The organism is Anabaena sp. TISTR 8404 (assembly GCF_056847745.1).
Genome location: NZ_CP180578.1, coordinates 2,111,594 through 2,125,962, shown reverse-complemented (window position 1 = coordinate 2,125,962; position 14,369 = coordinate 2,111,594). Strand labels below are relative to the sequence as shown.

Genomic DNA, 14,369 nt, shown 5'->3' with positions numbered 1-14,369 from the left:
TACTCAGTACTTGAGTCTAAAGATGGAATTTAACTTCTTTAACAAAGAGATTGTTGGATGAAATAGCCTCGATAAGCAATCATAATTCTTGCTAGAGATAGAAATATAAAACTAGCTATGTGACTTTTGGATGATGGAAATAGTTAATAGTTTGACTACGCTTCTATAGTGATTAGTTACTTTTAGAGAATATATTCTTATGGAGTCTAACTTCGATTGGCAAAAAGTCAATTTGCCTGAAATTGTTGACGGGTTGACTGCAATAATTTTTTCACCTGTGATTGTGCCTGTAGCTGAGGTAATCAAACAACCTCTGGTCAAAACAGCTATAAAAGAAGGTATAACTCTATCACAAAGGTATCAAGAGGTAGTTGCAGATACAGTTGAAGCATTTGAACATGTAGGTGCAGCGGCTAGGGGAGAGCGCACTCTGCCAACAACAGAGCAATTTAATTATAGAAATGGTTCAACTTCTCAAATTTATTTAACAGATGGAAAATCTGCGGTAGCTAAAGATTTGTTAAATATAATGTCCGATTTTAATGCTGATGTTTATAAAATGACTAACGGTGCGGCCGATTTACGGTTGATAGTGCCTCTAGGGCTTGCTTTATTTGCAATCTCTCAATTAATCAAACAGGGATTTAAATTTGAAGATATACCCTGGTATATATTAGCATGGTTGGCTTTTGATAGTTTCATAAAACTTAATGTTAATGAAGAATCACAGCCAGCAAACATAGATAAAAATTAATCAAATTTAACTGCTTAATTCAGCGATATACTTTGAAACTCTTAACAATACCAGCAACAGCAATCGGAGTTTCATACATTATACTTTTACAATAGATATATCTCAAAATTGCAGTTTTGCAAGAAAAGTACGGGGGCAAAAATTGCAGTGATTCAAGCAGTACACACCAAGGTTAAAGGCAGAGCTAGATATAAAATAGAAGAACTTCATAATTCAGCAGAACTCAAAAATTATCTGGAGCGATCGCTCTCAAATTATCCAGAAATAAATTTTGTGGCTGCTAATCCGTTAACTAGCAAAATTTTGGTTTATTTTCCTAAAGAAAAAAGCTATAAAGATATAGCAGCAATCATTGAAAGTGTTTTATTAACTTACAAAAAGAAGAGTAAGTTAGTTTCTGCCAAAAAAAGTGAAAAAAAATTAAAAGCTAACAAACTAACTGTTACTAATTCCAAGCTGCAACATGCAGAAAACTGGTATTTAATGCCAGCTGATAAAGTCCTGCACAAATTAAATACTTCTCAAACCTTGGGATTATCCAGCGAGTTAGCCAGCGCAAATCTACAAAAATATGGGGCTAATGTTCTCTCACATACAGAAACACGCTCCGATTTAAGCATGATCATTGAGCAATTTCAATCTCTGCCAGTGGCATTACTTGGAGTGGCGGCTGGGGTTTCCATTTTCACTGGCGGAATTATTGACGCGGCGGTAATTTTAGGTGTGGTAATTCTCAATGCCGCAATTGGTTACACCACAGAAAGTCAATCAGAAAAAATCATTCACTCTCTCAAAAACCGAGAACAAGCATCAACTTGGGTAATTAGAGACGGCAACTTCCAAGAAATTCCCACAGAAAATGTAGTTGTAGGAGATATTTTAGCGCTCAAACCTGGCAGCTATGTAGCCGCAGATGCGCGATTATTAGCAATAGATAACCTGAGTATTGATGAATCTGCTTTAACAGGTGAAAGTCTACCCGTAACTAAAACTAATGATTCTCTGATAGGGGAAGATATACCATTAGGCGATCGCTTGAACATGGCCTATAAAGGCACATTAGTTACAGGTGGTCAAGGACTGGCAGTAGTTGTCGCCACAGGTCAAAGTACCGAAATGGGTAATATCCAACAACTTGTGGGTGAAGCCACCGCAATGGAAACTCCCTTAGCTAGACAACTAGACCAAGTAGGTAGCCAGTTAGTAGTAATCAGTATGGGGATTTGCGGCTTAGTCTTTGGTTTGGGCGTATGGCGGGGATACGGCTTAGTCCAAATGCTGAAATCATCCATCTCCCTGGCTGTGGCTGCGGTTCCAGAAGGCTTACCGACTGTGGCGACTACTACCCTTGCCCTCGGTATCCGCGATATGCGCCGCAACCGCGTCTTAGTACGTAGCCTGAGTGCAGTCGAAGCCTTGGGTTCTGTCCAAACAATTTGCATGGATAAAACCGGCACACTGACAGAAAACAAAATGTCAGTCGTGGAAATTCAAAGCAACACCCACAACATCAAAGTCGCTGACGGTGAATTTATCACAGGGGAAAAAACAATCAATCCCTATAACAACGATGAACTGTTAAAGCTAATTCATGTTTCAGTTCTCTGCAACGAAAGCCAAGTCAGCCGCGAGAAAAATGGTCAATATGAAGTCATCGGTTCAGCTACAGAAAACGCCCTGATTTACATGGCCATTAGTTCAGGGGTAGATATCATCGACCTCAGACAAAAGTATCCCTTAGTGCAAACTAACTTGCGTTCCGAAAATCGTAACCTCATGAGTACAATTCATGGAACTCATGATGGTAAGAAGTTTGTCGCAGTGAAAGGGAACCCTGCCGAAGTTGTGGAAATTTGTCAAACATGGGTAAAAGATGGGCAAATAGTAAAATTAACCGAAGCCGATAAAAGAGCGATCGCTATAGAAAATGATCGCATGGCAGGCAAAGCATTACGAGTATTAGGCATAGCCTACAACCATCTTGACGAGTGGCAAATTGAGGATAACCATGAATCAGACTTGATTTGGTTAGGTTTGGTAGGCATGGCAGACCCCATCCGCAAAGGTGCAAAACAACTAATTGGGGACTTTCATCAAGCCGGAATTGCCACCGTCATGATTACCGGAGACCAAAGCCCAACAGCTTATGCGATCGCCAAAGAATTAGAATTAAGTCGAGAACAACAATTAGAAATTCTCGACTCCAGCAACATCAATAACCTCACCCCAGAAGCCTTAACCGCCCTCAGTGATAAAGTAGATGTCTTTGCCCGCATCAGTCCCAGCAATAAACTGCAAATCGTCCAAGCCTTGCAAGCAGCCGGAAAAGTCGTCGCTATGACAGGCGATGGGATTAACGACGCACCCGCCCTAAAAGCTGCCCAAGTCGGTGTAGCAATGGGTAAAGGCGGTACAGACGTAGCCAGAGAAGTTGCAGATATCGTCCTCGAAGATGACAGACTGGAAACAATGATTGTCGCCGTCAGTCGTGGACGGACAATTTACAACAACATCCGCAAATCTGTGCATTTTCTCCTCGCCACCAACCTCAGCGAAATCATGGTGATGACAGCCGCCACCGCCGCAGGTATTGGTGAACCGTTAAATGCTATTCAACTACTCTGGTTGAACTTAGTTACTGATATCTTCCCTGGTTTGTCTTTAGCAATGGAAGCACCAGAACCAGAAGTCTTGAGTCAGCCACCGCGTAACCCCGACGAACCAATTATCAAAAAGTCCGACTTTGGCAGAATTGTGTTTGAGTCCGCAGGTTTATCTGTCAGTACTTTACTAGCCTACGCCTACGCCATCCGCAGATATGGCTTTAGTCCCCAAGCCAGTACTGTTGCCTTTTTTACTTTAACCTCAGCCCAACTATTGCATACATTTAGCTGCCGTTCTGAACATCACAGCTTATTTAGCAAAGAAAAACTGCCACGCAATAGTTATTTAAATGCTGCCATTATCGGCTCGTTTAGTATACAGCTATTAGCGATCGCCCTGCCACCTTTAAGAAATCTCCTGAAGATTACCCCAGTTAATTTTGTGGATACTGCTGTCATTATTGGTAGTGCATTGTGGCCTTTATTGTTAAGTGAAACAACAAAATCTATTCAGCCACAAAATACTGCTTTACCCTTACTGCTGCCAGAGAACAAGGCAATACAAGTAAGTTAAGGATTTTTCTTTCCTTTGCGTGCTTTGCGGTTAATTAAAATTTTTCGCGCAAAGGCGCAAAAATTAAACTTTTACATCGCATAAGTATTATGAAAAAAGACTTCATGTTCACATCAGAATCAGTAACTGAAGGGCATCCTGATAAATTGTGTGATCAAATCAGCGATGCTATAGTAGACCGATTTTTACAACAAGACCCTTATGCCAGAGTTATTACCGAATGTGCTGCTTCCACAGGTATATTATTTATTGCTGCCCGATTTGAACCAAACGCAAATGTAGACTTTACAAATATAGCCAGACAAGTAATAGAACAAATTGGTTACGAACAAAAAGAATTTAATGCTAAAACCTGTAGTATTTTGACCAGTTTGAGAGAATTACCTGCAAGTCAAGCTCACTTATTTGATGAAAATAATTTATCTGATGAAGAGATAGAAAAAATTACCGTTACAAATCAAGTTACAGTCTTTGGTTTTGCGTGTAATCAAACCTATACCCTGATGCCATTGCCGATTTGGTTAGCACATAAATTAGCCAAACAATTAAGTGAAGTCAGACACAAAAATATCCTGCCTTATTTAACTCCTGATGGTAAAACACAAGTAGGGGTAGAATACCGCGATCGCCGTCCTTATAGAATTCATAGTATTACCGTCATTGCCAGTCAAAATAAAGCAGGCAAACCTGATTACCAACAATTACAAGATGATATTAAAGAAACAGTAATTAATCCTGTTTTTGAACATGAAGAAATTAGACCAGATTCCAAAACAAGAATATTTATTAATCCCGATGGGCCATTTATTAAAGGCGGGCCAGCAGTACATTCTGGGTTAACAGGCAGAAAAAATGCTATAGATACCTACGGCGAATATTCTAAACATAGCGGTTCAGCTTTGAGTGGCAAAGACCCAATTAGAATCGATAGAATTGGCGCTTATATTGCGCGTTATGCAGCCAAAAATGTAGTTGCTGCCAAACTTGCTGATGAATGTGAAGTCCAGCTAAGTTATTCGATTGGTTTGTCTCGTCCGGTGAGTGTGCAAGTAGAAACTTTTGGTACAGGCAAAATTTCTGATGAAGAAATTACCAATTTGTTAGAAAAGCATTTTGACTTCCGTTTAGCAGGAATTATTAAACAGTTTAATTTAAGACATTTACCGACAATTCATCAAGGCGGTTTTTATCGCCAACTAGCAGTTTACGGTCATGTAGGACGCATGGATATAGATTTACCTTGGGAAAAAACAGATAAAGTTGGTGTCTTTTGAGATGAAATAACTTTCTAGTTAGATGGTCTTCCTACATGAATTAACCTACAGCAAACTCTGTGTACTGTCGTACATGAGGTGCATGATATGCCAAAACAATGTCTTGCTTTGGTACTCCCTTGGCTACTAATTCATCAGCAATTGCGTCTTCAGTTCCATCATGTTGAACCCAAATTTTCCCATCTATAATATCGATATGCAGCGCACAGCCATAGATTCGGGTACTACTATCTTTCCATCCTAAATTGACAAGTTGATAGTGATCACCCTCCCGATCAAAAATTGTTTGACTTTTGATTGGGTCACTTTGAGAACGTAATTTTGCTCTCTCTGTCAGTGACTCTTGAATTAGTTGACGATACAAATTCAACTTATCCATTGAGCAACCTCCTGTTTTTGGGTGTCATACACTAATAATGGAATTTGATTGCGGCGAATCACAGTTTGAATGAATGGATACTTAAAAAACCGCTTGTAAATATCTATTGGAACTGCCAAATACAACATTCTATCTGGTTCCTCTTCTTCCAAAGCAATGTGATAGTTAATAAATTGTCCAATTGCAGTATGAAATTCGGAAATTGTTGAGGCTGACAGAAAAGTTTTGATTTCAACAGCAATTTTTTCACCATCTCTTGTAGCCGCAATTAAACGTTCTGCGCCTAAATCAATATAAAAATCCACAAATCCTAAATCAATATGATACGGATCGTGAGTGATTTTCCACCCCTCTTTTTCCAGGGCAATCTTAACAAGCTCATGAAACGCATCTTTTGCAGGCATTGCAGAGAATTATTCAAAAGTTGGAAGTGTTTACTTAATTTTATCTTCCATCACTAAATTTTGACTCAATGTACCTACTGAAGAACTGGCATCTTACCAAAATAGATCAGCAACAGAATTGCTGAGATAGCTAACCATAAGTTCTTTGTGAGTTCCTGACTATATTTATACTTCTCGAAATCTTTGGGAAACGGAGTCATACCGCGATCATATAAGTAACAAAACTCAAACCACAACCAAAAAGGAGGAACAATAATCCAAAATGCCATCAGTGCTTTTTTGATATTCTCTGGCCAATTGAAGAGAACAGCACCTACAACCGAAATTAAGAGAAAAATGATGGTGCTTCTAGCAAATACTTCAGTTGGATTAGATTTTATGCGGTTCATTATTTATGCTTGAACAACAGATTCAAGGCTACATCATTATATTGGTTGAACGAGAAAGTAAATTTACTTAAACTATAGTTTTTTCTTTAACTTTATATTTCCTAAGTATGAAGAGAGTCTCTCTCAACAGCAGGATGGAATACTTCAGAAAGTTCATCACCTTATAAGAGTAATTTTCTGGCAAAAGGTCTAAAAATGACGGCTACAAACGAGAAAAATAAAATTCGTTACGCGGTTGTGGGTTTAGGTTGGTTTGCGCAAGAAGCAGCTTTACCTGCATTTGCTAATACTGACAACTCGGAATTAGTTGCTTTAGTTTCTGATGATCCGGCAAAACTGAAAGAAATTAGCCAAAAGTATGGCATTCAGCATACTTACTCTTATGACGAATATGAAGACTGTCTAACCAGTGGTGAGATTGATGCTGTTTATATTGCATTACCTAATCACCTGCATCGGGAATATACTGTGCGAGCCGCTAATCAGGGCATTCATGTGCTGTGTGAAAAGCCAATGGCTGTGACAGCAGAAGAGTGCGAGGCCATGATTAAGGCGGCAAAAGATAACGGTGTTAAGCTGATGATTGCTTATCGGTTACACCTGGAACCAGCAAACTTACAAGCTGTAGAAATTGTGCGATCGCAAAAAATTGGTGAACCGCGTGTTTTCAACTCTGTTTTTACTCAACAAGTAGAAGGCGGTAATATTCGTTTACGCGATGTCACAGGTGGCGGCACAATTTATGATATCGGTATTTATTGCATTAATGCGGCACGTTATTTATTTCAAGATGAACCAACCGAAGTATTTGCTGTAGCAGCCAGCAAAGGTGAACAACGCTTCAGTGAAGTAGAAGAAATGGCCAGCGTTATCTTACGCTTTCCCAATGAACGACTAGCCACATTTATTTGTAGCTTTGGAGCCGCAAAAGTTTCTACTTATCAGATTGTGGGTACTAAAGGCGATTTACGTGTAGAATCCGCCTATACATGGCATGGAGAACTCAAGCACTATCTCACCATTGATGGTGAAACCCAAGAGCGTACTTTTGAGCAGCACGATCAGTTAGCAGCGGAATTCACATATTTCTCTGATTGCATTCTCCAAAATAAAGACCCAGAACCATCTGGAATCGAAGGATTAAACGATGTCCGCATTATTCAGGCGCTCTATCAATCCATTGAAACAAATCAACCTGTACAAGTACAAACACTCGAACGTTCTCAACGTCCCACATCAGAGCGAACTATTAAACGTCCAGCTAACGAAGATAAGCCAGAACTAATTCATGCTGCTTCACCTGGCGGCAATTCTTAAACCAGTTCGGACTTATAGACAAAGTTTGTCTGTTGAGATTGGGTGTGAGGGTTAATGTACCCCTTCACCCTGCCTCAAACCCTTAATTTTTCGTCTTACTGCGTAAGTCCTAATATTAAGAAACTTTCAAAGCTGCTCCCTATCCCCTACCTACACAAGGATTTTTAGTAATCAAATCGGATTCCTATATTTATACTTAAGTATTCAGGCCTTGCCCTTGCCTCTATGTCATGTTAGAAAACTGAATAACAAATTCTTCTTGAATTTCTTTTAACTTATAGACAGAATGCCAGATGCAGAATTCTGCCAAAATCAGCTGGCTCAAATCAGGTCATACCTACACCAGCAAATTAATATACAGCAAAATTACTTGTCGGTAGCGGGTAATGAAGAGGGAATGGTGTTACTGCTGGCTGATGGCAGTATCGCAGCTTGTAATGCTTTATCTGAAAGCATTCTAGGAGTCACTGCTGAACATTTACAAAAGCATGGATGGCTGAGTTTTAACTGGCATATCATTCATGAAGATGGTTCTTGTTGTCTGGCAACTCATCCAGCTATAACAGCTCTAACTACAGGTAATCCTTATTTAAATGTTATTTGTGGATTTAGTCACCCCAATGGTGAATTAGTCTGGCTGTTAAGTAACTCACAGCCTTTATTTCAAGGTCAAGAATCTACACCTTACGGAGTTGTCACTACTTTTAAAAAAATTGCGATCGCGCCCCAACTGGAAATAAATCGGCAATTTTATCAAGATTTTCCCATAATTAGTGTGGGTGAAAGGCAAGAAAATTTAGAGACTCCACATCTAATTGAAAAAATTGCTGATATTGTTCCTGGTGTGATGTACATTTATGACTTAGTTGAGCAGCAAAATTTTTACGTTAATGGCAAAATTACTCAACTTTGGGGCTACACACCAGCCGAAATTCAGGCAATGGGCAACGAGTTATTTAGCAACCTGATGCATCCAGAAGATTTGATGCGGTTGCCTACTTATCTTGAACAATTTCAATTTGCTGATGTAAGTGATACCTTCACCTTTGAATATCGCATCAAGCACGCTAATGGTGAATGGCGTTGGTTTTGTAGCTATGAAACCATATATCGCAAAACTACCAATAAGTTGCCACATCAAATTCTCGGTATTGCTTTTGATATTACAGAACGCCGACATACAGAAATTGCCTTACGTCAGAGTAATGAACGATTTGAATTAGCAGCAGCAGCTGTTAATTGTTTGATATATGACTGGAATCTTAGCCAGAATTCGATAGAAAGAACGGAAGGTCTGACCAAACTTTTCGGCTATACCCAACAAGAAGCAGAACCAAGCTTGCAATGGTGGCAAGAACGCATCCATCCCGATGACTGCCAAAAGATGATCGACGAGTTTGCAGCAGCGATGGCTAGGGGTAATCTTTTCCGCGTTGAGTACCGAGTGCGCCATAAAGATGGTTATGATGTCTGGGTAGATGACCGGGGGTTTGCCGTTCGAGATGCAGATGGTCAGATAATTAGAGTAGTCGGTGCTACTACTGACATTACCCAACGCAAACAGGCAGAAGAAGATTTGCGTCAGCGGGAAACTCAATTAAGGCGGTTAGTTGAAGCGAATATCATTGGCATTATGTTTGCCACACCAGACAAAATTACTGAAGCAAACGATGCTTTTTTGGATATGCTTGGCTATGACCGCGAGGAATTATTAGCCGGGAATATTTGCAGACAACAAATTACTCCACCAGAATATTATGAGCGCGATCGCGAGAAAATTGAAGAACTTCTCACGGTTGGGGTATGCACTCCCTATGAAAAAGAATACATCCGCAAAGATAATACTCGTGTACCAATTTTGATTGGTGGTGCTTTGGTACAGCAGCAACCGCCTTATTGGGTATGTTTTATTTTAGATTTGACCAACACCAAACAACTAGAGAAGGCTTTAAGACAACAAACCGAAGAACTCAAACAAGCTAACCAAATTAAAGATGAGTTTCTTTCTATTCTCTCCCACGAATTGCGATCGCCTCTCAACCCAATTTTAGGCTGGTCAACATTACTCAAAACTCGCAAGTTTGATGAAACTGTCACAATAAAAGCTTTAGATACGATTGAACACAATGCTAAATTACAACTGAAATTAATTGATGATTTATTGGATGTTTCCCGAATTATGCGGGGTAAGCTGCATCTAAATTTTGTAACTGTTGACTTGGGATATGTAATTGATGCTGCTTTAGAAACAGTGCGATTAGCAGCAGCAGAAAAATCCATTCGGATTAACAAATATGTGGATATTAATGTAGCTTTAGTTTTAGGCGATTTTCATCGCTTGCAACAAGTTGTAGTTAATCTCTTGAGTAATGCCATCAAGTTTACAAATTCTGGACAAAAAGTAGAAATTGAACTAAATACATCGGGAAACTATGCTCAAATCATCGTTAAAGACACAGGACAAGGCATATCAAAAGAATTTTTACCTTATGTATTTGACTATTTTCGGCAAGCAGATAGTACTATCACTAGAAAGTTTGGTGGTTTAGGGTTAGGTTTGGCTATAGTTCATCACTTAGTAGAATTGCATGGTGGTACTGTGAAAGCAGAGAGTCCTGGTGAAGCACAAGGCGCAACCTTTACTGTAACTTTGCCTCTACTCAAAGATAGAAAAACTGAAATCAGTGCCATTATTGCCGAAGATAAGAATTTAAATCCCTCACTTTTAGCCGGACTGAAAATACTGGTTGTTGATGATGAAGTTGATACGCGACAGTTTATCAGCTTCTTACTCAAACAATATGGCGCGATCGCCACAGTTGCCGCATCTGCCACTGAAGCTTTGTTAGCAATAGCCCAATCACCACCAGATTTATTAATTAGTGATTTAGGAATGCCAGAAGTTGATGGCTATACTTTAATGCGCTTAATTAAAGGTTTACCAGCCAGCCAAGGCGGAAATATTCCAGCGATCGCCCTGACTGCGTATGCAGCAGAAAGCGATCGGCAAAAGGCATTAGTAGTGGGTTTTGAACAATACGTTACTAAACCTGTAGACGTAAAAGAATTAATCTCCTTGATTGCTGATTTAATGGTATGTAGAACTAAAATGATTACTTGAGCAAATTGTTCTAGACAGTAGCAGGTCTAATTTTCCTACTGATTAATTCAGACTCTTGAATTCTTTTCTATTTCTCTTCCTGTTTTGTTTGTGTTTGCTCATCTGGACGTTGAATAGCTGGAGGATAATCCACAAATTCTTGGGTTCTTGTGGTATTTGTAGTTGCTCCTTCTAGTAACACGTCCTCTGGATTAACAGTTTTATCAGCTGCTATATCCATCCGGCCTTCAGCATTAGTATTAGGTTTATCTCCAGTTCCTTTATGACTTGCATGACCACTAGGCATAACTATTTTCTCCACAATGATATTCTAGATTCACACTCCCAACCTAAACTGACTGACTGTACACAAGACACTATCAGAAGGCTTAAATCTAAGTTAGATGAATACTGATGTCTCTGTCGGAAGATAGCAAATTGGTGAGTGTCTGGATACTTGATGCAATATTTGCAACTTCAGTTTTGGAAATGAATCGTTGATTTAAATAAAACTTACAAATCAACACACACTGATTCAATTTCATTTGCTTGAATAGCTATATTGATAGAACTGAAATTTACACTTCTGAACTATGGCAAGTAAATACATTGATGTGCAGGAATACACTGTTAGAGCGCATAAACGCTTAATTCACACCAGAGTCTTTCACTTTGTCTGCAAACAATGCAATCAGACCACTAAACGCGAGACTTTTGGCCCTCGTCCTTTATATTGCGAAAGCTGCCGTCCACCACAACCTCCGCGCAAATCTCCACAGCCATCTCAAAAGGCCAAACCAAGACCAATGACTTACACAAGTGACACCACTTTGGGTTGATTTAACGCTTTATGAAACCTCAATCGCAATTAGAACCCCCTCCACAAACTTTAATCTCGCCTTTGTTGGAATTACGAGACTACTACGCTCGCCTTGTTGAAGAGTATGGGAACCTATACAATCAAGCGCGATCGCAACTCAACAATGTCGAAGGTTTATTATCTAGCTGGTCTTCAGTATCAGATGCTAACAATAAGCTGCTGACAGTTGAGGTAGTGAACGAAATGTTCTCTGCTTCTAAAGAAGACTTACTTTTATCTCCGTCTTCTCATGGTGTCGCTACATCTGAGAGTGAGTTAGAAGCGCATCAAGACGCAGCACCACCAGACTCAGAAGAATTAGAACCGGATAGTTCTGCTTCTGCAACAGCCACAATCAACGAGTCTCCAGCCACAGATACTACTTTCTCAAACAAAGATTTCTCGCTGAATAACGTAGACATTCCCATGTTGAGCGAGTATCAATCTTTAACTCGGATGGAAGCCATTAAACAGCTATTAGAACAACATCTTGGTACAGTTTGCCACATAGATTTTATTGTGCGATCGCTTTATGGTGACTTAGAACCCCATGTCTTTAAGGTGGTGAAAGGTAGAGTTCAATCTTCATTGACGCAAGGTAGAGAAAGACAAGCTTGGTTTGGTATCCCAAACGAACCTGGTTGTTACACTCTAGATTTGAGTTTGGTGAATGCTAATCAGACTAGCAGCAACTCTAAAACTGGCAAAAGCAAGAAGAAGCCTGTTGTAGTCCCACAAACAAAAGTTGTTCCTATGCTCAAAGCTTATGAAGGACAATTTTTGATTGATGCTTTAACCGTTTTCTTTCGGCAACATCCAGGGAAAGTTTTTAGCGTGGCTGAAGTCATCACCGGAATTTACGGCAACCTAGATGCGGAAGAAGTCAGAGAAGTGAAAAGTAAGGTACTGAATGAACTATCACGAGGCTATCGCACAGGAAGATTCTCTAGAATGCCGGATACTGTTGGCTTTTACACCTGGGATACAAAGTTAGTCCGCAAGGCCAACTGAGGCTGAAATTAGAGCAAAGTGCTGAGTGCTGAGTATTAAAGCAGTTGCTACCCTACGGGAAGCCGCTATGCGTCTACAAAGCTTTTAGCAATCAGCAATGTTCTCATCTATGTGACTACAGCTATCAATCCAAAATCTAAAATTGATTAGCTCTACTCTGCCCACTCTAGGCTACGCTGAACTGCTTTTTGCCAAGTCGTAAAGTTTGCCAAAGCGTTATTCCTCGCTGGATCAGGCTCAAAAATGCGGTCTATTTGCCGTTGACTAACTAATGTTGTGTAGCTGTCCCAAAATCCAGCTGCTAAACCAGCGGCAAATGCTGCACCTTGTACGGTTGTGTCGCGCATTTTCGGACGTTCTACAGGAATGCCCAATACATCGGCTTGGAATTGCATGAGAAAGTTATTCTCACAAGCACCGCCATCGACGATTAACCTCCCCATTGGAGTGGGAGAACAAGCATTGATGGCTTGAACAACTTCTACAACTTGGTAAGCGATCGCTTCTAAAACAGCCCGCACTAAATGTTGGGGTTGAACGCTGGCGGTAATTCCAAAAAAGGCTCCTCTGGCGCTCATATCCCAATAAGGCGCACCCAGACCACTAAAGGCCGGGACAAAGTACACGCCGCCGTTATCTGGCACTTGACTAGCCATTGTTTCTGTTTCCGCCGCCGTCTTGATCAGTTTGATGCCATCCCGCAACCATTGGATACATGCACCACTAGTAAACATACTGCCTTCTAAGGCATAACCAATTTCTAACGTACCGTTGTGGTGAGTTTGTGTCCATGCCAAAGTCGAAATTAGCCTGTTTTGAGAACGCACAATTTCTGAACCAGTGTGGGCGACCAAAAAGCTACCAGTGCCGTAAGTACATTTCATTAAACCAGGGCGATCGCAGCCATGACCAAACAACGCTGCTTGCTGGTCGCCTAAAATAGCGGTAATGGGAATTTCTACACCCAGCAAGGCAGAATCAGTAACGCCAAACTTGCCTAAGCTGGGTTGAATCTGTGGCAAAATCTGAGCCGGAATCTGAAAGGTTTCTAATAATGTTTCATCCCACGCACAGGTTTTGAGGTTCATTAACATTGTGCGGCTGGCGTTGCTGTGGTCGGTCGCATGGACTTTACCACCTGTTAATTTCCACAACACCCAAGTATCAATTGTACCTGCAAATACATTGTTCAAATCAACACCTGCAACATTGTCGAGTAACCATCTCAACTTCGTAGCAGAAAAATAAGCATCAATCACCAAGCCAGTGCGGTCATAAATTTCGGGTGCATAACCTTGGGCTTGTAATTGATGGCAAAACGGTGCGGTGCGCCGGTCTTGCCAGACAATGGCACGATGTAGCGGTTTCCCAGTGGTTTTATTCCAAATTAAGCAAGTTTCCCGCTGTACAGTCAATCCCAAAGCAGCTATTTTTGATGGTGAAATCTGAGCATTTGCGATCGCATTTTGCATCACCCAACATGTATCTTGCCAAATTTCTTCCGGGTCATGTTCTAACCAGCCTGGTTGCGGATAATACTGTGTGAGTTCTTTATATGCTTGTCCAACAATTTGACCTGCTGTGTTAAACACAAAAGCACGGTTGCCTGTTGTACCCAAGTCCAAAGCCAAAATATAGCCTGATGATGGAGATGTGCTGTCCAAGGTCACTTATAAAGTATGAAGTATGAAGTATGAAGTCTGAA

Annotated in this window: 12 protein-coding genes; 7 read left to right on the top strand and 5 right to left on the bottom strand. The window is 40.4% G+C overall.

Annotated features, from left to right (window positions below):
- The first annotated feature begins 199 nt into the window (after window positions 1–199).
- From ACMX3D_RS09305 to metK, 3 genes are all read left to right on the top strand, one after another.
- Entirely contained in the window at window positions 200–754 is a 555-nt protein-coding gene (locus tag ACMX3D_RS09305) for a DUF5132 domain-containing protein (RefSeq protein ID WP_482751140.1), read from the top strand.
- A 147-nt stretch (window positions 755–901) separates the two neighbouring features.
- Entirely contained in the window at window positions 902–3,931 is a 3,030-nt protein-coding gene (locus ACMX3D_RS09300; protein ID WP_482751139.1) for a cation-translocating P-type ATPase, read from the top strand.
- An 89-nt stretch (window positions 3,932–4,020) separates the two neighbouring features.
- Window positions 4,021–5,205, top strand: a complete 1,185-nt coding sequence (gene metK / locus ACMX3D_RS09295; protein WP_482751138.1) for a methionine adenosyltransferase — start codon at window positions 4,021–4,023, stop codon at window positions 5,203–5,205.
- A gap of 40 nt (window positions 5,206–5,245) precedes the next feature.
- Here the strand turns inward: metK and ACMX3D_RS09290 are convergent, their stop codons facing one another.
- From ACMX3D_RS09290 to ACMX3D_RS09280, 3 genes are all read right to left on the bottom strand, one after another.
- Complete coding sequence (locus ACMX3D_RS09290) at window positions 5,246–5,584, bottom strand: element excision factor XisI family protein (RefSeq protein WP_482751137.1); 339 nt, start codon at window positions 5,582–5,584, stop codon at window positions 5,246–5,248.
- Window positions 5,572–5,988 (bottom strand): XisH family protein, encoded by a 417-nt coding sequence (locus ACMX3D_RS09285; RefSeq protein WP_482751136.1) that lies wholly within the window; start codon window positions 5,986–5,988, stop codon window positions 5,572–5,574. Before ACMX3D_RS09285 ends, ACMX3D_RS09290 begins: the two co-directional genes overlap by 13 nt.
- A 74-nt stretch (window positions 5,989–6,062) precedes the next feature.
- Entirely contained in the window at window positions 6,063–6,377 is a 315-nt protein-coding gene (locus tag ACMX3D_RS09280; protein ID WP_482751135.1) for a hypothetical protein, read from the bottom strand.
- Window positions 6,378–6,572: 195 nt separating this feature from the next.
- Here ACMX3D_RS09280 and ACMX3D_RS09275 point away from each other — a divergent pair, with 195 nt between their 5' ends.
- Together ACMX3D_RS09275 and ACMX3D_RS09270 are read left to right on the top strand one after the other, a co-directional pair.
- Window positions 6,573–7,694 (top strand): Gfo/Idh/MocA family oxidoreductase, encoded by a 1,122-nt coding sequence (locus ACMX3D_RS09275; protein ID WP_482751134.1) that lies wholly within the window; start codon window positions 6,573–6,575, stop codon window positions 7,692–7,694.
- 286 nt (window positions 7,695–7,980) lie between these two features.
- Window positions 7,981–10,815, top strand: a complete 2,835-nt coding sequence (locus ACMX3D_RS09270) for a hybrid sensor histidine kinase/response regulator (protein ID WP_482751133.1) — start codon at window positions 7,981–7,983, stop codon at window positions 10,813–10,815.
- A gap of 67 nt (window positions 10,816–10,882) precedes the next feature.
- Here ACMX3D_RS09270 and ACMX3D_RS09265 read toward each other — a convergent pair whose 3' ends face one another.
- Window positions 10,883–11,101 carry a hypothetical protein gene (locus tag ACMX3D_RS09265; protein ID WP_482751132.1) on the bottom strand — a complete coding sequence of 73 codons (219 nt, stop codon included), beginning with the start codon at window positions 11,099–11,101 and terminating at the stop codon, window positions 10,883–10,885.
- Window positions 11,102–11,387: 286 nt separating this feature from the next.
- Here ACMX3D_RS09265 and ACMX3D_RS09260 point away from each other — a divergent pair, with 286 nt between their 5' ends.
- Together ACMX3D_RS09260 and ACMX3D_RS09255 are read left to right on the top strand one after the other, a co-directional pair.
- Window positions 11,388–11,633, top strand: a complete 246-nt coding sequence (locus tag ACMX3D_RS09260; RefSeq protein WP_482751131.1) for a hypothetical protein — start codon at window positions 11,388–11,390, stop codon at window positions 11,631–11,633.
- Window positions 11,634–11,644: 11 nt separating this feature from the next.
- Window positions 11,645–12,664: a hypothetical protein gene (locus tag ACMX3D_RS09255; RefSeq protein ID WP_482751130.1), complete on the top strand. Its 1,020-nt coding sequence runs from the start codon at window positions 11,645–11,647 to the stop codon at window positions 12,662–12,664.
- A 152-nt stretch (window positions 12,665–12,816) separates the two neighbouring features.
- Here the strand turns inward: ACMX3D_RS09255 and glpK are convergent, their stop codons facing one another.
- The gene (gene glpK / locus ACMX3D_RS09250; protein ID WP_482751129.1) at window positions 12,817–14,328 is read right to left on the bottom strand and encodes a glycerol kinase GlpK; all 1,512 of its coding nucleotides are present in this window, start codon (window positions 14,326–14,328) and stop codon (window positions 12,817–12,819) included.
- Window positions 14,329–14,369 lie beyond the last annotated feature (41 nt).